We start from the raw sequence: 20103 nt of genomic DNA, 5'->3' as shown, positions 1-20103 counted from the left end.
AGCTTGGAAACATGAATTAGCGGCTTTGGACGAAATAATAAGGCTGATTCGAAATGTCCTCGTTCAAACCAGGATATAGCCGGGCTCCGCTGTCGCTTTCAACAACCTCAAAGAAGTACAGGATGCCGAAAGGCGACATGGTGTACGCTGCCGGAATTTCGGCAGCAAAGCTCGCACCGTCCCGACTCATTTCGGTGACAACGTAATGCTCGCTTTGGTTGGCGTGCCGATAGTGCAGCACCACTTTCAGGCCATCGGATGCGCCAGGCAGCTCGAGCTGTAGATCAAGCTTCTCACCTTTGGTGAAATGCGACGGCGCCTCATGCTCGAAAAGCTGCCTGCGGTCCACAGGAGAAGCGGTCAGCACTTTCATGGCTGCCTGCAGTTTTCCGGTATCTACCGTCCGGCTGGCGTCTGTTCGGGCTGTCTGCAGTTGGCTTTCCATAGCTTGCATATCCGCTTCGATTGCTGGCAGCCGATCCGCCCAGTGACCTCTAACCGCCCCTGAATTGCCAAATGCGATATCCGCCTTATATGTATCCTGCGAAATCTCAATGACCTTGACCCAATGCTCTTTGGCCAACTTATAGAAATCCAACGCTCTTTCCAGCTCAACCGTATCCCCGGTCCGTTCGGACAAAGCATAGCTTAACGCCGCCCGGAACTTATTCGCGAAGAACTGGCCGATATGGACCAACATTCGGGTATCCGTTACAAACCGCTGAAAATTCGCAGCTTGTGTATCTACGGCCAGCTCTTCGGCTTTTGACAAATGTTGAGCGGCCGATGTCGCCATGGACTCCAGACGATCCGCTGTTTCAAGCGGAGAATACTTACCGTGACGGAAACCTTGAATAATATCGTCGGCAAAATCATCGATTCGATAAAATAAGGCAGTGTCCAGAGGGCTAGCTGCCCCGAAAGTTCCCGGCTTTGGCGTATCGAAGCCAAACGGCGACGGCAATTCGGAATCGGCAATCGGCTGGTTGGTATGCATTTCTGGCCAATAAACAAAGTTTGCAGCGGAAGGACAGTAGGCTGCAGTTACCAAAGGCAGGATGCGGCTTGCATGTGCAAGCGCCGATTCATAACTGTCTGCCGCCTCACCGAATTCGTAGCGCAAATATCTGCGCCATACGTCAGGAGTCGCTTCCGGGTTATAGAGCAGCCGTCCCCACAGCCGGTACGTATATTTATATTTCTGCCAATCGCGGTTCGGCAGTTTCAGCGCTTCGGCGAGATAAGGCTCCCTTCCGCCGTCCGTACCCGAACCTTTGCGTCCCTTAAAGGTCAGCGGCTCGCACAGCTCGATACCTTGCGTCCCGCTGAAATGGGAATGCCGTCCATAGCCTGCTGCCAACGCGGGGTCTCCCCACATGAGAAGTTTCTGCGTTCCGGGCCACAACCGGAATAAAATGCCTATTTTGCGATCATCCTGCAAGTAATCGGCATATCCGTACCGTGTAAACCGGCGCGACCATGCAGTAATCGCCTGCATATCCATCGTCTGGTTTTTCGGCAGAGAGAATTCGTTATCCCGGATTGCCGCCTGATGGTAGCTTGGTCCCATATGCTCCGCCCAATATTTCGGCGAAATAAATATCGGCTGACGGGTGTCAAGCGCAATCTGAATCAACTCGTCATTAATGCCCTTCGCATGCATATCGATTTCTACCCTGCGACCGATGTCCTTCGTTCCTGCCAGCGCAACGCGCCAAAATTCATAAGCAGGCTCTGGAATACCGCCTTCATAATGCACACGGAATGTTAAGCCGTCGATCTCCGTAAACTCGTTCAGCAGCTGGCTGATCGCATCACGGCAATAGGAAGCATGATTCTTATCGTCAATACCGGCAATCGTATAGTCCATATTCGGACTTTCCGTAAACATGTAGGAGTGATTCCAAAGTCCAAGCTGAAAATGCATCCCCCGCCGTTTGGTTTCCTGACCGATGTAATGAAGCGTTTCGAAATTTAGCCTTCTCTCCTCTTCCGACAGTTCAAGCACTTTTACTTCGTAGTCCGGCACATCAAACAAAAACGGGTATGCAAAGCAAAAGTAGTTATCCCGTACATTCAGATCGTGGCCGTAATCGTACCCCATTCCTAAAGACAGGGTGAACCGGTTGAACCGCTGTGTCGCCAGTTCTGTCAAATACTCATCCCAAAATGACCTATCATAAAACCAAGGCTTATCTTCCGGTTCGCAAGCGAATAAGCGAGTGACGCTCCGAATCTCGTTGGCCGGCTTGTCGATGAGCGTTCTAACGTCTAGCAATTCCCCAGTTATATCTCCGGAAGCGTGCTGTATACGATCCGTCAGTTCAAGGAGCGCGTATACAAGCCCACGTCCATCAGGTGCGGTGAGTACGATTTTTCCTTGTGTGGCAAGAATTGCAAGCGATTCCGCTTCCTCCGGTAAAGCAACGCCTAGATCCTTTCCCGCAGCGACGGCTGCCGGGGAATCGTTACCGGAAATAATAATTTGCACCTTGGCAGATTGCTCGGCACTCAACTGTTCAAGTGCAACAACCATTCCGCGACTTTCCAGCGTGCCAATCAAGGTTTGCTTCGCCCACTGGACGGAAGGCTCTGAATTTAGCGCTGTTTGATGATCTTGTACAATAATGATGTCAGGCAACTTATTCGATTGATTTGCTTGTGACACGGACAATCTCCTCCAATTCGGTATATATAGCTATAGTTGTTTATCCCTTTAAACCTGCCGTAGCAATTCCTTCAATAAAATATTTTTGCAGGCTCAAAAAGATAACAAAGATCGGCAGCAGCGACAAGACGGATGCCGCCATGATGGCGCCGTAATTCGTCTGCTCCTCGGTTTGAAACTGCAGCAGGCCAAGCGGAATGGTGAACTTATCCTTGTTGCTTAAAAAAACCAACGCATTTTCGTAATTGTTCCACGAACCGACGAACGAAAAAATAACAAGCGTGGAAACAACCGGCATAGATAACGGGAGTATGATTTTTGTAAACGTTTTAAAATGATTGCAGCCATCTAATTTAGCCGCTTCCATCAATTCATCTGGTATCGTGGTGAAAAACTGTCGAAATAAGAAGGTACCGAAAGCACTGAAAATGCCGGGAAGCATTAATGCCCACAAGCTGTTGTACAAGCCCATCAAACGATACAAAACGAATCTTGGAACCAATAACATCTGGTGTGGAAACATCAGGGTGGCGATATACATCACGAAAGCAGGCTCTCTGCCTTTAAACTTGATTTTCGCAAAAGCATACCCCGCTAGTGCGCTTGTAATCACCTCTCCGATGACACTGACCACGGAAACCTTAACCGAGTTTAAAAAATAGGTTTGAAAACGAGCGAACCATACGGTTACATAGTTATCCCAAATAAACGTTTTCGGGATCCATCGGATCGGAAATTCAAATACTTCCGCAGTTGGCTTGAAGGATGCCGATAACATCCAGAAGAAAGGCATGACGGATAGGAGCGATAGTAAGAGCATAACTACGGTTAAAACCGTTTTTTGCGTTAATTTAAAAGACCTCGCACTCATCTGGATCCTCCTCTCCTTCTAGTTTACATGCGAGTCTTTATTGGAAAATTTCCACTGTAGCGTCGTAAAAATGAAGACCAAGATGAACAATACCCATCCAATCGCGTTGGCGTATCCAATCTTATTGTACGTAAAGGCAGCTTTATAAATATAGTAGACCAGCACTGACGTCGAAGTGCCTGGCCCTCCCTGCGTCATGACGTTCACCTGCGTGAACACCTGAAACGAACCTATAATGGAGATCACTGTTACGAAAAACAAAGTTGGCGACAGCATGGGAATCGTAATCTGAAAAAATTTGCGCAGCGGGCCGGCTCCGTCGATTTCCGCCGATTCGTACAATGTTCCAGGGACACTCTGCAGTCCAGCCAGCAAAATAACGGCATTGTACCCAACGGCTTGCCAAACGCTCATGATGATAATCGAGATCAGCGCCCATTGGGATGAAGACAGCCAGCCCGGGGGGTGTTCGATCCCAATTGAAATCAAGAACTGATTGATTGGACCGAAGGTGGGCATGTACAAAATACTCCACACCACGGAAATCGCAACCATGGAAGCAATATTGGGTAAATAAAATCCTAAACGGACTAAGCTTTTAAAGAAGATTTTATCGTTTAGTACTACTGCAAGAATCAAGGCAAGAAACACAGAACACGGAACCGTAATAGCTGCATAAACAATGGTATTTACCAAGGACTTAATGAATACGTCGTCCGTCAACAAATTGATATAATTTTTTAATCCGACAAATTTAATTCCTTTTAAACCGGATACCAAGTTCCAATCACACAAGCTGAAAATCAGCGAAAGGATAATCGGAATTAATTTGAAAATAATGTACCCGATTAAATTAAGGGAAAGAAACAACCATCCCGCTATATTTTCATGCAGGATATCCTTACGAATCTTCTTTTTGCGTTTAGGTGCTATGAGTGAGTTCTTCTTTGCCAGTTCCATCTAGCATTCCTCCGCACATCTCCTATTTTCCTGCTTTTTTAATCAAATCGTCGGACTGCTTTTTCAATTTGGCTATGGTCTCCGCTGGAGTTTGATTGCCCATTAAACACGAAGTAATTTCCGATTTTACCATATCCATCATTTCAGCTTTTGCCGTTGTGATCGTCGTCAAATATGGCGTGAGCTTCATCTTATTCGTAATAAATGTTTTCATACCTGTTGGCTGATCAAAATGCGGGTAATCGAAAATGATTTTACCTACCTTCTCATTGACGGAAGCATCCATAGATGAAAGATTGGCAGGCGTCATCGCTTTGGATTGAGCGAAAATTTCCGGTGCTTCCAAGCAGTAAAACTTGAGGAACGTCCAGGCTGCTTCTTTATTAGGTGCACTCGCTGGAATGCTGAAATCGCTTATATAATATACATTGCTCAAGCTGTCTTCTTTCTTCACTTTGGGCAGATTGACAACGCCGTACTCAAAATTGGTAAAGCCATAGGACTCCTGCGAGCTGTACTTGACAATGAATGATGGCTGAATGTACATCGCAGCTTTCCCCTGCATAAAAATGGTATGCGGATTGGTATCGATTTTGAGCGCCTTGTATTCCGAAATCGGCCACGCTGATTTATCTTTCATTTCCATATCGTAAAAAAATTGCAAGGCGTTCAAGAAGGCAGGATTGTCCCAATTCGATTCCTGTCCGTTATTTTTATAGACATAGTTGAGACCAAGCTGCTGAATAGCGGGGAAAGCCCATTGGCCTGTGTAGTCCGGTAAAAAGCCATAGATTTTATTAGCTCCGCTGCCTGAAGTCAATTTGAGCGCTGCCGCCCTGAGATCGTCCCATGTCCAGTCGTCGGTTGGATACGGTACACCTGCTTTATCAAACATGGCTTTATTGTAGTAAAGACCGTAGGTCGCCATACTGTATGGAAGTGCATAATGATTGCCATTCACCGTTTCCAATTCATTAATGGAATCTCCGAAAATTTGCTTGTAGTCCATTTTGTCTTTTTTCAGGTACTCATCCAAAGGCTCGTACATCCCGCTTGTGGCCCTGACACGCATATCATCTACCGAGGCTTGCGGGATAACGTCGATGGCTTCGCCTGAGGTCAGCAGCGAATTCGCCGTCGTCGGATTGGAATCCGCCATTTTCGTATATTTCACTTTGATATTCGGATATTTCTTCTCAAAAGCTTCGAAAAATGGCTTCATGCTATCCTCAACCGTCCAGCTGTAGACATTTAGCACAGTCTGACCCGGCGCTGCATCGGCTGACTTGGCGGCCGTGCCCGCACTTTGACTTTGGCAACCCATTGCTGCAATCGTGCTTCCGATAAGCATCAGAGGTACCAAATAACGCTTCACTCTTCTAAAAGCTGAATTTCTCAACATGCTCACTCCCCTATTCGTAAAGTTATGTGTTCATGTCTTCATTATAGAAAGCCGAAAAGCATGTTGAAATGTAATATCTAAAGGCATCCATTGTTTTATATTACTAAATTGGCCGTCCAGTTAAGCTGAATCCAAAGGTGACTATTAAGCAAATTCCGGATATTGTCTTTATTCACGATCCATTGTTTTATTTAACGCATGACATGCATTCATTATAAAAAAACAACCCGCAAGGGGCTGTTTCACTTCTAACAATTTCTATATTCCTGAGGCGTTAAACCCGTCACTTTTTTGAAAATTTTACTGAAATAATAGGCATCCGGATAGCCGACTTTTATACCGATTTCATAGATCTTGCTACTGCTGTTTTTAAGCAAATACTGAGCTTGCTCAATCCGAACATGAATGAGAAAATCAATAAAGTTTTCATTCGTTGTTCTTTTGAACAGAGAGCTCAAGTAATTCGGGGAAATGTTATGATACTGGGAAACTGTCTTTAAGGAGATATCCTCATCGTAATGTTTCAACATATATTTTTTGGCGCGGGCTACGATACTTCTCCCGTCATCGATTGGTTTAAACTCCTCTTCAAAGCTAACCGTATGGCCGGTATCTAAGTGCCGCTGATAATGATGAATGGTACGCTTCAGCTCCGAAAAGCCTTGATCAAGCGCTGATCTTGCCTCGCGATAGGCTGACTTCAGTTTTCCAAGGCGGCTGCATGATTCGCTAATTCCAATTCGGCATTTGAAGTTAAAACACGTTTTTAAAGCGCTTTCCACATGAACGGCTAATTTCTCGGCAGCAGATTTCGGTTCAGTCTCTGAATCGGCCTTAATTGAATGAATAATGGCAAACTCCATGGAATTGGTTGAGGTGACGTAAGCTGGAGGATAATTTTGCAAAATCTCTTCAATCATATTCGTGACGCCATAGGTTAGCACATACCTGTCGTCTACACCGTATTTTTCATATAGCTCCCTGTTCTCCACTCGAACTAACAAACATATCAGATTTTCGGCATGCAGCTTGATATCCAGATAATTGAATTGCTCTTGGATCTCATCTTCATTGATATAGTAGCTGAATAACAGATTCTGGAACAATTTTTCCCGTAACGCAGGTAAGTTCCGCCTTTTGTTCCATTCATCTGCGCGCTCCTCCTTATGCCTGCTTCGCTCGGCTTCAATCTTCCCTTTAACTTTGTTAAGCAGCTCGGCAAAAGGTTCCGGTTCCATTTCCAGCTTCAATATGTAGTCCTCGGCACCGATCTGCATCGCTTCTTTCACATAATCAAAGTCGCCGTAAGAGCTCAGAACGATAAATTTCGTATCCTTTAACTGCTCACGTAAAGCAGAGATAAGCTCAACTCCATTTAATAGCGGCATCTTGATATCGGTGATGATAATATCCGGCTTTAATTGCAGGGCTAAATCCATGGCTACTTTGCCATTCTCAGCCTCCGCCACTAAATGAAACCCGTATTTCTCCCAGGGAATCATTGTTTTCAATCCAACTCTAGCCAACGTTTCGTCATCTGCAATCATCACACTGATCATTGGAGTCCTCCTGCCTCGAAATCTGCATCCACAGGAAATCGGATCTTTACGGACGTAAATTGCTCTTTTACACTTTGGATGGTTACACCGTATGTTTCCCCATATGTCAATCGCAGCCGTTCGTCAACATTCTTAATCCCGATGCCATTGAAGCGTTTACCGTTACCCTTGTCGTGTCCCTCACACATGATTTGCTCTACATCCATCCCCACTCCGTCGTCATAAACGGTTATTTCCGCCACATGGCCACTCAGCTGCAACTGAATACGAATACAGCCGGTACCGCTTTTTGGCTCTATCCCATGGAAAATTGCGTTTTCTATAAATGGCTGTAAAATAAATTTCACGCATTTGACCTTAAGCAGTTTCGGATCGATGTCAAAATCAACGCGAAACTTATCCGAGTATTTGACCTCTTGGATTTTGATGTAATCCTTGACGATCGCCAGTTCCTCTTCAATTGTAATCATGGCTTCGCTTTTGCTGGTGCTATTCGCGAGCAGCCTGCCCAGCGCCTCCACCATCTCTTTAATGTTGTCCGCCTTTTGAATCATTGCCATCCAGCGGATGGAATTAAGCGTGTTATATAGAAAATGGGGGTTAATTTGGGCTTGCAGCGATTGGTACTCCATATCCTTTTTCTTGGCTTGCTCCTCAACCATCCTGGAAATCAGCTCTTGAATTTTCTCAATCATATAATTAAAACTCGAACTTAACAGGCCAATTTCGTCCTTGCCCGTATATTCGGATTTAACGGCCAATCCGTCTTCTTTCACGCTTCGCATGACAAATGCCAGCTTCTTGATCGGGTGGACAATGCCGGACGCCACGAAATACCAAATAATTCCTGAAAGTACGAAACAAATCAATACAACGGCAATCGTAATATTAAAAATAATTTTATTGTCTTTCAGAAGCTCGCTGAGAGGGATGCTGTCTGTTAACCACCAACCGTAGCGTTCAATGTGGTAATACACCATTAATTGACCGTCCCGGGTAATAAATGAACCGTGGTCTCCCTGCTGCTCTCTCAATTTATCCACGCCTGGAAACGCCTTCAGCAGCATACTTTTGTCGGGATGGTACACGACTTGCCCGTTATCATCAAGGATTACAAATTTCCCGGCTTTCTTCATATTGCTGTCTTCAAACAAGTTGTCGAACAAATCTCTTCTGATTTTAATGTAAATTACGCCAAGCTTCTCTAATGTGGCGCTATTGCGAAAGGTCTTGATCATGGAAGGACTGTACATATTCCCTGATCCAGCCGGTCCGTCAGACTCTTCGTTCAACGTACCGAATCTAAACTGGGGCTGATCTGTCTGAACCGCTTGCTGGTACCAGATCTTCTCCTTGAACTTCTTATCGTCCGGATAAATATCGCTTGAAGCTCCGGTAAAAAGAATGATGCCGTTATCGCCAAAAATCTGGATAGAGGCCACATTGGAAACAGCAAATGCCTGCATAGTAAAATTATTGAGCGATTGCTGCGCGCTTTGCAGATCATAATAGCCCTGTATGGAAGGCGATTTGAAACCGGGAGAAAGCACCTTTTGAATATCCGAATTATAGGGAATATAATCAGCGATTTGTTCGAATTGCTTAAACTCCATACCGATGATGTTCTTGTTGTAAGCAAGATTATCCAGAAAGGACTCGCTGACTTTGCGCTTCAGCAAATCGATGGAGAAATAATAGGTACTTACACTAATTAACGTCGTCGGCAATAACATAACTAACATAAAAGAGATAAAAATTTTACGATGGATGCTGCTTTTTATCCCTAGCCAATCTATTGATTTCATGCGAATCACCGAATTTCTGCGCAATAAGATCTGAGAGCGCATTCATAAAAGGCTAATTTTACTGCTGATTTTTGGAAGCAATCCATGCGTCGGATCTCTGTTTCATATCCTTTAATGCCTCATCGACACTCCATTCTCCGAGAAATGCCTTGGTGACATCTTTACTGACCACCTGCAATATCTCTTTCTTGGCGACAGTAATGGTTGTCTCCGGAGTCACATAACGCGTATTCGGATCTTCGAACACTTGCTTGGCTTCTTGCTCATCAACCCCGGGCGCACTATAAATTAACTGATTGACCGATTGGATGACTTGGGGGTCAGAGAGTGCAGCCGCAGGCATCATTCCTTTCGGAGCCACCGTTTCATCAGGGCGCGTCAAACAATAAAATTGAATGAACGCAAATGCTTCCTTCGGATGCTTGCTGCTTCTCGGAATACTCATGTCACTAAAGGTGATTGGGGAAACCGTAGGAGCATTAGCATCAATTCTTGGCATCTGCACGACCCCCATTTGGAAATCATGTCTATATTCCGGAAGACGACTTCTCCAAATATTATAAATAGGCTCAATAAACATCGCGAACTTCCCTTTGAAAAATAAACTCGTCCGATTCGTCCCTATGTCCAGCTTTTGCCCCGGAAATTCGGTGAGTGGCATAATGGATTGATCTCTATTTTGCATATCGATAAATAACTGAAGACTTTGCTTGTAACTGGGATGATCGAAATTCGTTTCTTGATCGTTTTTATACATACCGTTTAAGCCAAGTGTTTGAATAGCTAGCGTACTCCAGCCGATGTTATTGTCGAGCGGATAGATGACGGAACCATATATTTTATCCGCACCCTCTCCTTTCGTTAAAAGCTTGGCTGTTTTCATGAAATCCTGCCACGTCCAATCCGCTTTAGGGTAAGGAACATGCGCTTCATCGAACAATTGTTTATTATAAAACACGGCAAATTTATTGACCCCGTAAGGAACACTATAATAATGCCCATTGATCTTGGTTAAATCGTTTATAGCTTTGCCGAAGGTTTGTTCATAATCGATATGGTTTTCTGCTAGAAATTCGTCGAGAGGTAAATACAAATTATTTTTCACCCTCTCCCTGAGGTCATCCGGGCTGAACTGGGCAGTGACATCAATGGATTCGCCGGAAATCAGAAAAGAATTAATTTGGGATGGAATGTTCGAGGTGCTTGGAAACTGATGGAAGATAGCTTCAATATTGGCCTGTGACTTATTAAACGCATCAAATGCCGGTTTCATTCCAGGCTCTGCTGTCCAATGCCAAATATCTATTTTAACCTTTTGGCGAGCAGCTGACGTATCCTGCTTGTCAGCCAGCTGCTCGTCCGAGGAGCATGCGGTTTCGAAAAGGAACATTGTCAGAACACTTGCTGCCAGAATCATGACTGGTTTAAGGTTCATGGTCATAAACTCCCTTCCATTTCTAAAAATGCTACGTACAACTTTATCGGCCGCTGCTTTTATTCTTCATCCTTATAGATTCGAATGATTTGATATTTAGAATCGTCAAGCGCCGGCCCTACTCCGGGATCTTGCGGTACAGTCAAAATCCCGTTCACAGGTTCCGGTGCATAGGTAAAATAACGATTTCGATCGGGAATGACCTGATATAAATATTCCGTAAACGGAGATAAGGCCTCAGACTGCGCTGCTATAATTTGCGACGCTGCCAAAATCATATGACCGTGCGGTACTACACGGACATTCGGGTAAGAGGTTTCAACCATTTTGCAGATCGCGATCGCTTCGGAGATGCCGCCGCACCATTCCGGATCACATTGCACATAATCCAGCAGTCCTTTATCCAGATATGGTTTCAAGCTCCAACGCGTATAAAGATGCTCTCCGCCAGCCAGCAATGCCGCTGGATTGGCTTGTTTGATCATCATGTATCCCTCAATGTCATCTGGAGAAACAGGCTCTTCGATCCAAACCGGGCGGTAGTTCTGCATTTCTTTGACCATCTCATTAACCCAATTCAGCCTTTGGCTCCTGGTGGATGAATCGTCCAGTTGATCGCTTAAACGGCTCAGGTCATACATCACCTGCGCATCCTGCGGCAACGTTTGATGAAGCGTTTCCATAATGTGAAGATTGTTCCTGACTCCTGCAGCTTCAACTGGTCTGTGGGGAAGGAAGCATTTATGGCGTTTGAAACCTTTGTCATACCAATTGGTCGCCTTTTCCACCGCTTCTTGCGGTGTTTTGCTGCCCATGCAGCTGACGTAAGCCTCAAGTTCGGTGCGTCCGCCATGCAGTAGCTGATGTACAGGTTTGGCACTCGCCTTTCCCCGCAAATCCCAAATGGCAATATCGATTGCGCTGAATGCCGTAATGATTTCCCCTGTTGCGGAATGTCTCGATGTACGGTGCGAACGCCAGATATTGTCACCGTTTAACGGATCTTTTCCATCCTCATACGATGAAAGTGGATATTCCGGATAGACAGCCTCCCATAGGGATGCAAACTCAATTTCGGGATCAAAAATATCGCGTTTCGCAAGAAATTTGTTAAAAACATGAAGCCTATTTTTGACGGCAAGAAACTGATATTGCCCGTCCAACGGTCCGGCATGCCCCGTTAATCCTCCATAGCAAACAATTTCCACGTACCTATGCTCATTTTGCAGGTTATGATCGGCTATTTCGATGATTCTGACTTCCTGAATGGTCGATTCAGCTTCTAATCTCATATGAAAGCGCCTCCGTTTATCCTTCAAATTTGTTCGTCATTTTGAACCAAGTTTATCAAATTGAACTGTATTGTCAATAGTTAATTGGAATCATCATTGGGAAATAAAAAAAGAAGCCTGCTTACAAAACGTAGCAGATCTTCTTCAGAATATTACAACTTCTACTTCAAGTTGATTTTTTTGATTTTTTCCATCTCAATCTTGGGTTCACGCTGAATCGTTAATAACCCATTCACCTCTTGCTGCACATCGGTCAGCTGTGTGTAACAGAAGCCGCTAACGTAATCCAAGTTTTTGATAGCCTGGGTAATACTTTCATAACGCGCCAAAAACTCTTCTTCATTCTTGACTTGGTTGCCGTAGCCCCAACCTTCCTCACTCTTGAATGCGATGCCGCCATATTCACTGATAATCACCGGCTGCCCCTTATAGCTGTATCCATTAGCAAAAGGATATCGATGTTTGTCATGCGGTACTTTATTGCTAAGCAATACTTCTTGATCCTTATACCGATCTTCGAATACTGAGCCTAGCTCCTCGTAGTCATGCAGCGTTATAATATCCGAAACCGTGTGCTCCCAACCGTCATTCACAATAACAGGACGCATTTGGTCATACGATTTGGTCAAATGATAGATCGATTCCGTAAACTGCTGCTGCTTCCGGTCCGTAGAAATGCTCGAAACTCCCCACGATTCATTGAACGGAACCCATGTGACAATGCTCGGATGATTGTAATGCTGGCGCACAACTTCGATCCATTCCTTCGTGAACCGATGTACCGCATCATCTCCAAACTCATACGTGGATCCGAATTCCGACCATACCAAAAGCCCTTTGCGGTCCGCCCAGTATAAGAACCTGGGATCTTCCAGCTTCTGATGCTTACGAACACCGTTAAATCCGAGGGCTAAAGTTTTCTCGATATCTTCAATAAGAGCTTCTTCAGATGGTGGCGTCAAATGAGTATCTTCCCAATACCCTTGGTCGAGCAGCAGACGTTGATAATACGGATGATTATTAAGTAGTACCTTATTGCCCTTAATCTGAATGCGGCGCATGCCGAAATAGGTGTAGACCGTGTCAACCGGTTGGCCGTCCTTCTTCAGAACAACTTCCACATCGTACAAATTCGGATGATTCGGATGCCAAGCGTAGACCTTCCATTCACCGACATCGTTCATGACGTTTAAATCCACCTTCACGAACTTCCTATCTACATTCGTTTCGGTCGAGCGAATCAGCTTACCATTGTAACGAATAATCGTCTGGAGCGATAATCCATCGAAAGTTCGAACGGTGCTTCCCAGCTCGTATTCGAACGAAACGGACGCTTCCTCCAGCTTCGGCGTAATTTTCGCATGGCTTACATAGTAAGCATCGACGTATTCCAGCCATACAGACTGCCAGATGCCTGTCGTCTGCACATACCAGCAGCCATAGTTCTTGTCAGTCCAACGCTGCTTGCCGCGCGGCTGCATCGTACTGTTTCCATCCTCAATCCGGACGGAAATGCGGTTATTACTGCCTTGCTCCACAGCATCCGTAATATCAAATGAAAACGCGGAATATCCCCCCTCATGCGAGCCGATATAAACGCCATTCACCCACAGCTTAGTTAAATAGTCCACGGCTTGAAAATGAAGTATTACTCGCTTATCTTTCGTTTCTTCCGGAATTGCTACGATCCGTTCGTACCAAACGCACGGATGGAACTTCTCCTCGCCGATTCCGCTTGCCTTAGTCTCATATGTAAAAGGAACTTGAATGGTGCGATCCGCATGGAGATCGCTGTACCAGTTGTTACGCTCTCCTTCGAACGAATCATCAAAGCGGAAGTTCCATTCTCCATTTAACAATTGCCATTCGTCGCGAATCCATTGTGGGCGCGGGTAATTTTTAACATACTTATGCGTGCTGGTCATTTTCTGGCAACTCTCCTTTAGGTTAACTTATTAATTAACTAAATAATATTTAAAAGAACCATTGGTCACATTATGCTAAATTGCTAGCACATTGTCAATAATAAGTTTATTAGTTAACTAATAGGTTACGAATAAAGGAGTGGCTGGTTATTGAAACAGCGTTTTCATAACTCGGTACCTCTCCCCGTTCCAATATTTCAAAAGTCAATCTGTTTACAAGATAACTAGCCAATCCCAAGTTACGATAATCGGGTAATACTTCAATACCAATTTGCCATAGTTTTGAACAGGTTTTACTTGCCCCTGCCACGCCGACAATTTCCCCATCTTTTTTTGCAAGCATAGCCAGATCTGTCTGCCAAGGAAGATTCGAATCATATATGATAGCTTCATTAAATCTTGTAACATCAAATAAACGGATCACCTCTTCTCGCTTCATCAATTCAAATGAGAAAAAATCCGGTGGTGATATAGGCTTTATTCTTTTTACATCAGGCAGAAAATGCAAGTACAAACCTCTGATAAACGGTAAGGAAAATACGGCATCCCTGCTTTTGCCCTGCATCTGTTCTTTGGCAATGAGCAACCGTTCCGGTGTAGCTGAGACTACAATTGGCTTTCCCATTGATAGGATTTCGAAATAACGTGCTTTCCGCGGAAATGGCCTGCGTCCAGGATTTTCTTTGGCTTCTACAAAAATAATGCTGTCCTTCTCACCGTTCAGGTCATCGATTGAGCAATTTAAATCAATGGCAAGCTGTGATTGTACGATGAACATCATTTCTTTTTGGATCATACTCATCGTTACCCTTCCTTTCTCTTATCAACGAAAATGCTCAGCAGAAGCCTATTACCAATATGAGCCACTGCGTAGATTACGGCGGTGATAAAATAGCCTGACCAAATTAATCCATAGGCTGCAGCTCCGACAAGTAAAAATTCGATGAAGACAATTAAGGGTGTTGGTAGAGAGAACCTGGCTTTTGGAGAAATAAATAGTCCCCATATGAATGCGGCTGCTAATGGAAGCCCACCCGTAAGGATAAATCTCGCAAAAGTTCCACCTCCAAGATGATATCCCCAGACACCCAAAGAACCGAGAAGGAACAGTTCCAGCAAGAAACGGATTACTAGATTGAAAGCTACAAACATGATTGGTACTCCTTTATAAATATCTTTTCAATTACACTCAAGTTCGCAATTCACCCTCATATTCTCTCTTAAGCAACGCATATATGACAGTATCAACAAACCGATTCCTCCAATAAAAATGTTCCTTCAGAATCCCTTCCTCTCTAAACCCAATTTTCTCAAGTACTTTTCTTGATCTCATATTCTCTGGTTCAACAAATGCATCAATTCTGTTTAATTGAAGTTTGTGAAGTCCAAATTCTATTATTTTCGGAACCACCTCGGTCATAATTCCATGTTTCCAATATTCAGGTGATAATTCATATCCAAGTTCAATTTTATGATGATTTTTCGCCCACGCATGAAAACCACATGTTCCAATTACTTTTTTTTCGGAGCGCAAAGTAATTCCCCAACGAATTCCTTGATTATTTTCAAATCGCTGATTCCATCTGCGAATTAATTCTTCGGCTTGTTCAATTTTCACAAAACTCTCCAAATCATAGAATTTCGTAACTTCATTCATAGAGAAGTATTGAAATATTTCTTTAGAATCATCGAGTTTAATCTGTCTGAGTACGAACCTCTCTGTTTCTAATACAGGGAATTGAGACATGTATTTCTCCTTCCATGATTCAAGTATTCAGCGTAAATTTATCAAGTATTATAAATTTATCATTTGAAACTCTATAAATCCATAAATTCCCATGCATAAAGAAACAAAAGAGTACCCCACAATCCGCCAAAAATAAGATAAGGTTCTTGTCATTTTGCTTTTGACAAGAACCTTACTGGATAAACTAATATTTATGTTTTGACTTATTTATAGTTCGAGGCAATCGTCTCCAAATATTGCTCGATTGGAACGGAGTTGCGAAGGGCCATCAAGCCTTTCCCTGCATCACCAACCAGCGTACGGAATTGATTGCTTTCCCCGGTTGCTTGAGCAGCAATAGCATCCACTATCGTTTGCGGATCATCGAGTTGATCTTCAGGCCTACTTGCCATCATATGGCCTACTTTATTTTCTAAATCATTATAAGCATCGATGTTTTCGTTTTTATTCCAAATGACGCTATGCACGAAATTATTTCCCTTAGAACCGCCTTGCTCGATAAGACGAAGTTCGATGTTAAGCTGCTTAAGCTCGTAATAAAGACCTTCCGTCAAACCTTCCAAAGCAAACTTGGACATATTGTACAGTGAACCTAGCGGTACTGCCGTAGTTACACCCATGAAAGAACTAATATTGATAAACATCCCGCCGCCAACCTCTCTGAAATGAGGCAGGAATTTACGAATAACGTTAATCGGGCCGCGAACATTCACGGCAAACTGCCAATCGATGGTGCTCTCTTCGGCTAATTCAAGCGCCCCATACGACCCCATCCCCGCATTGTTAACTACAACGTCGATTTTTCCGAAGGTTGCTATCGCATCGTTAACTGCAGAATTGACTTGGTCCACATTCGTAACGTCCAACTTAAAGATTTTAATATTATCGTATGCGGTAAGCTCAGTTTCCTTCTCTGGCGTACGCATCGTCGCGGCCACATTCCAACCAAGCTTCGCAAAATGAATCGCCGTCAGTTTTCCCAATCCTGAGCTTGTTCCTGTAATAAAAATAGTCTTCTTATTCATAATTGAATCTCCTCCAAATATTATTTGTACAAATGATTTTTTTCAGTCATTGATGACCAATTTTGTATCGAACGTTCAATCAATAAATGAAAAGGCAATGGGAGGCCTCATAACCACCTACGCTCTTCCTTAGATCGAATGTTCATTCTAATCTTATCTTAAGACACAACTGCTGTCAATCCATTATTGGATTTGCACACACCGGGAATTCTTGTTAATGCATTCCCTTATATTCAGCTGATTTATGGGGAGAAATCAGAAAAACGTTAATTACAGACTACACAGTCCAAAATAATAAAAATTATTAGTTTAAATTACACATCATTATGGACACAATACCTTCTAAGTAGGAGACTTCAGGCTTGACACAAAAAAGACCCTGTCGTAATGACAAGGTCTTTCCTGATACGGTAGCCTTAAACAACATTACCTTTCAAAATCCGATGCATCATGAAAGTTCCTCAGCACCTTTTTAGCTTCGTGACGGTCTTGAACTTGAAGCTTGTTTAGTATATTGGTGACATGGTTGGCGACCGTTTTCGCGCTCAATTGTAAGCGGCTTGCAATCTGTCCATTGGAGTATCCGTCCGCGATCAGCTCAAGCACCTCCGTCTCTCGGCCCGTCAGTTCGGAAAGCGCCGGATTTAACGGCTGTGATGGCTTCGGCATCGTAAAATAATGCATCATGCGTGAAGCGATGTCTGAGCTGAATACAGCACCACCTCCACCCACAATTCGAATGGACTGCAGCAGCTCCATCTCCCCCGCATCTTTAAGTACATAACCTCGTGCTCCCATTTGCATGGCCATAAAAACGGACTTGTCGTCTTTTAACATCGTTACGATGAGTATTTTTTGTTCAGGCTGCTTCTCCCTAATCATTCTCGTCGCTTCAATCCCATTAATACCCGGCATTCGAATGTCCATAACAATGACGTCAGGTGATAAGGAGAGAGCCAACTGCACCGCTTCTTCCCCGTTCGATGCTTCCCCTATGACATGTAGATCTTCTGTAGTACCAATTAAGTTGCGCACGCCTCCGCGAAATAGCGGATGATCGTCTGCGAGCAAAATTCTCACTTTATTTCCTCCCCACGCAATAGCGGCAGCAGCGCCATTACACGCGTACCGCCTGCTTCCAATCTTTCAAATAGGCAATGACCGCCAATTTCTCCCGCTCTCTCGCGAATTGAGGTTAGCCCGATGCCTCCATTTATGGTTGGCTTTATAGGAATTGGAATGCCCTTCCCGTTATCGATAACTTCAACTTGCAGCTCTTGCGCCGCAGTCAACCGTATATGTACATCGCAAATTGTTGCCTCCGCATGCCTTATGACGTTAACTAAAGACTCTGTTACGATGCGATACACCGCTACCTCCACCGCTGCCGGTAAAATTGGAAGCTCTTCCAGCACGTGTAGTTTCACACGAATTACGTCATGATTCCGTGTAGCTGCCATTTGAGCGGACGTCTTCAAGATTTCGTCAATTCGTGCCTCAATTGAGCCAAGCAGGCCGAATTCATCCAACGTTGGTGGACGCAAATCGTGTACCATTGTACGGATATCGTTAACCGTCGTACGGATGACCTGCCTTAACTCTCCCAGCAGTTCGATAGCGGTATCCGGACTTTTGCGAATATACTGCTCCGCAGCCGCTACGTTAAACGCCAGCGACATCAAGCGCGGAGCAAGCTCATCGTGAAGATTTCTACGGATTTGCCTTCTCTCCTCCTCACGAGCAAGCACCAGACGTTCGCGCGATTCCTGCAAATCTTTGGCCAGTAGCTTCATACCAGCGGTCATTTTTATGTTTTTAGCGATTGGCACAGCTTGACGAAGCAGTACATCCAACAACCTGCTATCTTCCGAGCTGAACGCCTCTCCTGGCGAACGACTCGACAACCAGAGCGTACCGAGCTCTTCACCGCTGTGAATAAGAGGAAAAGCATGCAACTCATATTTCTTTTCACCGATGGATATCACCATCGTTTCCTGACCGTTTATTCCAATCGAGATACTAACATGGGGAAGGCGAAGCGCATCTTGAATGGTTCGAGCGACGGCATCTAGCACCTTTTCTGGCGCCATCGGTTTTATCAGACTATCTCCCAATTCGACAAGCACAGCAAACGGATCATCGTGCCTGCCTTTCATCAAGCGATTCACGATACGCTGAAGCCATTGCTTAAGCGGTGCGAAAAGAATAGCGACGATGGAAGTTGCGATCAGGGAGATAATATAGCTTTTATCCGTTCGGAACACACTGCTTAAATATAGAACAGAGGCAGAATAAACGATCACAATGGCAAGGGACAAGACACCATAGACAATGGTCCGATTAACGAGCGGATCGATATCCCATAAGCGATGGCGAAGGGTAGCAAATGCAAGCGTCAAGGGAATGATAGACACAAAAACATGTAAAGCGATCGTCAAATAAATATAAGAGACCGGACTGAACGCCGCATCAGCAACAAAAAAGGCACCTATTCCAAAAAAACCAAGAAACGAAATGGTAACGCCGTAGACAACCCATTTTGTCTGCTGCTTCTGCTCGGCATTAGAAACCTTCCTATATCGATAAATTTGCGAATAAATCATACTGCCGATGGCAGATAAATAATACAAAATCCTCGCTGTTGGGGACCATTGTTGCAAATCTATAACGGTTTCCGGAAGTAAAAAGCTCGAAATCTGTACCAAGCTAAACGGGATCCAAACAAAGAGTGTCCAATAGGGCGTTAGCTTTCCGCTCGGAAATAATAAAAAAAACAAAAATAGCGTTATCCAACCAATTGTACTGATGCCATCCGGCCATCTCTGAAATGTCTTGCTCCCTTCAGAAGCAATATAGACGAGCGAGGGAAACGTAGTCCCATACGCAACGAGCGCGAGCATGGCAAGCTTTCCCATCTTCTCTCGCTTGCTCTTCCAGAGGATGATACCGGCACCCGTATAGAAAAAAAATGCAAGCCCGCTGTCAATCGCGACTAAAGCCGCCGCATACGAATCAACCGTTAAACTGTGCTGATTCAGTGTCTCAAGCGTGGTCGGCGGAACTGGAGCCGATGAACCGCATGACTGCAAGATGCATTGATCGCGCAGCGTTTCATAATAACCTGAAATACTGCTTATGAAGAAAATAACCATAATTGAGCTGATTGCAATCATAAGCACCTGCAATAGCCACTCCATTTGACTACTCAGTTTCATTCTTAAGAGCCTCATCTCTCCTCCTAATTAGCCAATGAAAGCTATATGAAAATTATAACTGCTGCCCCTGAATCTGTATATGACTTGCGGATTGCTTCCCGGATCTACCCATAAATCTTCCTGTCTTCACTAGGTAGGGGATACTCTCGTTGACAGGAACTATCCGTTGGTACAATTAGTAACATGGAAGTCAATAAAT

Annotated in this window: 15 protein-coding genes; all 15 read right to left on the bottom strand. The window is 44.3% G+C overall.

What is annotated here, in order from left to right; genetic code table 11:
* Positions 1-16: 16 nt before the first annotated feature.
* Positions 17-2668, bottom strand: coding sequence for a hypothetical protein (locus AC3WTJ_RS17360; RefSeq protein WP_492522846.1), 2652 nt, complete (start codon positions 2666-2668; stop codon positions 17-19).
* A gap of 40 nt (positions 2669-2708) precedes the next feature.
* Positions 2709-3539, bottom strand: a complete 831-nt coding sequence (locus AC3WTJ_RS17355) for a carbohydrate ABC transporter permease (protein ID WP_492522845.1) — start codon at positions 3537-3539, stop codon at positions 2709-2711.
* Between the two features lie 18 nt (positions 3540-3557).
* Positions 3558-4499, bottom strand: a complete 942-nt coding sequence (locus tag AC3WTJ_RS17350; protein ID WP_492522844.1) for a carbohydrate ABC transporter permease — start codon at positions 4497-4499, stop codon at positions 3558-3560.
* Positions 4500-4521: 22 nt separating this feature from the next.
* Complete coding sequence (locus tag AC3WTJ_RS17345) at positions 4522-5901, bottom strand: ABC transporter substrate-binding protein (RefSeq protein ID WP_492522843.1); 1380 nt, start codon at positions 5899-5901, stop codon at positions 4522-4524.
* Between the two features lie 248 nt (positions 5902-6149).
* Positions 6150-7460, bottom strand: coding sequence for a response regulator (locus tag AC3WTJ_RS17340; RefSeq protein ID WP_492522842.1), 1311 nt, complete (start codon positions 7458-7460; stop codon positions 6150-6152).
* The gene (locus AC3WTJ_RS17335) at positions 7457-9265 is read right to left on the bottom strand and encodes a sensor histidine kinase (protein ID WP_492522841.1); all 1809 of its coding nucleotides are present in this window, start codon (positions 9263-9265) and stop codon (positions 7457-7459) included. Before AC3WTJ_RS17335 ends, AC3WTJ_RS17340 begins: the two co-directional genes overlap by 4 nt.
* Positions 9266-9323: 58 nt before the next feature.
* On the bottom strand, positions 9324-10700 hold the full coding sequence (locus tag AC3WTJ_RS17330; RefSeq protein ID WP_492522840.1) for an ABC transporter substrate-binding protein: 1377 nt from the start codon (positions 10698-10700) through the stop codon (positions 9324-9326).
* 59 nt (positions 10701-10759) lie between these two features.
* Positions 10760-11992 (bottom strand): mandelate racemase/muconate lactonizing enzyme family protein, encoded by a 1233-nt coding sequence (locus AC3WTJ_RS17325; RefSeq protein WP_492522839.1) that lies wholly within the window; start codon positions 11990-11992, stop codon positions 10760-10762.
* Positions 11993-12153: 161 nt separating this feature from the next.
* Positions 12154-13917 (bottom strand): glycoside hydrolase family 2 protein, encoded by a 1764-nt coding sequence (locus tag AC3WTJ_RS17320; RefSeq protein WP_492522838.1) that lies wholly within the window; start codon positions 13915-13917, stop codon positions 12154-12156.
* Between the two features lie 109 nt (positions 13918-14026).
* Positions 14027-14719 carry a GNAT family N-acetyltransferase gene (locus tag AC3WTJ_RS17315; protein WP_492522837.1) on the bottom strand — a complete coding sequence of 231 codons (693 nt, stop codon included), beginning with the start codon at positions 14717-14719 and terminating at the stop codon, positions 14027-14029.
* Positions 14720-14721: 2 nt separating this feature from the next.
* The gene (locus tag AC3WTJ_RS17310; RefSeq protein ID WP_492522836.1) at positions 14722-15069 is read right to left on the bottom strand and encodes a YrdB family protein; all 348 of its coding nucleotides are present in this window, start codon (positions 15067-15069) and stop codon (positions 14722-14724) included.
* A gap of 37 nt (positions 15070-15106) precedes the next feature.
* On the bottom strand, positions 15107-15664 hold the full coding sequence (locus tag AC3WTJ_RS17305; protein WP_492522835.1) for a GNAT family N-acetyltransferase: 558 nt from the start codon (positions 15662-15664) through the stop codon (positions 15107-15109).
* 203 nt (positions 15665-15867) lie between these two features.
* Positions 15868-16689: an SDR family oxidoreductase gene (locus tag AC3WTJ_RS17300; protein WP_492522834.1), complete on the bottom strand. Its 822-nt coding sequence runs from the start codon at positions 16687-16689 to the stop codon at positions 15868-15870.
* 426 nt (positions 16690-17115) lie between these two features.
* The gene (locus AC3WTJ_RS17295; RefSeq protein WP_492522833.1) at positions 17116-17769 is read right to left on the bottom strand and encodes a response regulator; all 654 of its coding nucleotides are present in this window, start codon (positions 17767-17769) and stop codon (positions 17116-17118) included.
* Positions 17766-19904, bottom strand: coding sequence for a sensor histidine kinase (locus AC3WTJ_RS17290; protein WP_492522832.1), 2139 nt, complete (start codon positions 19902-19904; stop codon positions 17766-17768). The genes AC3WTJ_RS17295 and AC3WTJ_RS17290 overlap by 4 nt, the downstream gene beginning before the upstream one ends.
* Positions 19905-20103: the final 199 nt, after the last annotated feature.

This window comes from Paenibacillus sp. FW101-FHT12H11 (genome assembly GCF_058790355.1).
Note: the sequence above shows the minus strand (reverse complement) of the source record. Positions and strands in the feature narration are given on the sequence as shown.

Excerpts from the sequence above, each read along its gene's own strand:
- AC3WTJ_RS17340 (WP_492522842.1), bottom strand. The coding sequence starts at position 7,460 with ATGATCAGTGTGATGATTGCAGATGACGAAACGTTGGCTAGAGTTGGA.
- AC3WTJ_RS17305 (WP_492522835.1), bottom strand. The coding sequence starts at position 15,664 with ATGTCTCAATTCCCTGTATTAGAAACAGAGAGGTTCGTACTCAGACAG.
- AC3WTJ_RS17335 (WP_492522841.1), bottom strand. The coding sequence starts at position 9,265 with ATGAAATCAATAGATTGGCTAGGGATAAAAAGCAGCATCCATCGTAAA.
- AC3WTJ_RS17325 (WP_492522839.1), bottom strand. The coding sequence starts at position 11,992 with ATGAGATTAGAAGCTGAATCGACCATTCAGGAAGTCAGAATCATCGAA.
- AC3WTJ_RS17300 (WP_492522834.1), bottom strand. The coding sequence starts at position 16,689 with ATGAATAAGAAGACTATTTTTATTACAGGAACAAGCTCAGGATTGGGA.
- AC3WTJ_RS17330 (WP_492522840.1), bottom strand. The coding sequence starts at position 10,700 with ATGAACCTTAAACCAGTCATGATTCTGGCAGCAAGTGTTCTGACAATG.
- AC3WTJ_RS17310 (WP_492522836.1), bottom strand. The coding sequence starts at position 15,069 with ATGTTTGTAGCTTTCAATCTAGTAATCCGTTTCTTGCTGGAACTGTTC.
- AC3WTJ_RS17355 (WP_492522845.1), bottom strand. The coding sequence starts at position 3,539 with ATGAGTGCGAGGTCTTTTAAATTAACGCAAAAAACGGTTTTAACCGTA.
- AC3WTJ_RS17320 (WP_492522838.1), bottom strand. The coding sequence starts at position 13,917 with ATGACCAGCACGCATAAGTATGTTAAAAATTACCCGCGCCCACAATGG.
- AC3WTJ_RS17290 (WP_492522832.1), bottom strand. The coding sequence starts at position 19,904 with ATGAAACTGAGTAGTCAAATGGAGTGGCTATTGCAGGTGCTTATGATT.
- AC3WTJ_RS17315 (WP_492522837.1), bottom strand. The coding sequence starts at position 14,719 with ATGAGTATGATCCAAAAAGAAATGATGTTCATCGTACAATCACAGCTT.
- AC3WTJ_RS17345 (WP_492522843.1), bottom strand. The coding sequence starts at position 5,901 with ATGTTGAGAAATTCAGCTTTTAGAAGAGTGAAGCGTTATTTGGTACCT.
- AC3WTJ_RS17350 (WP_492522844.1), bottom strand. The coding sequence starts at position 4,499 with ATGGAACTGGCAAAGAAGAACTCACTCATAGCACCTAAACGCAAAAAG.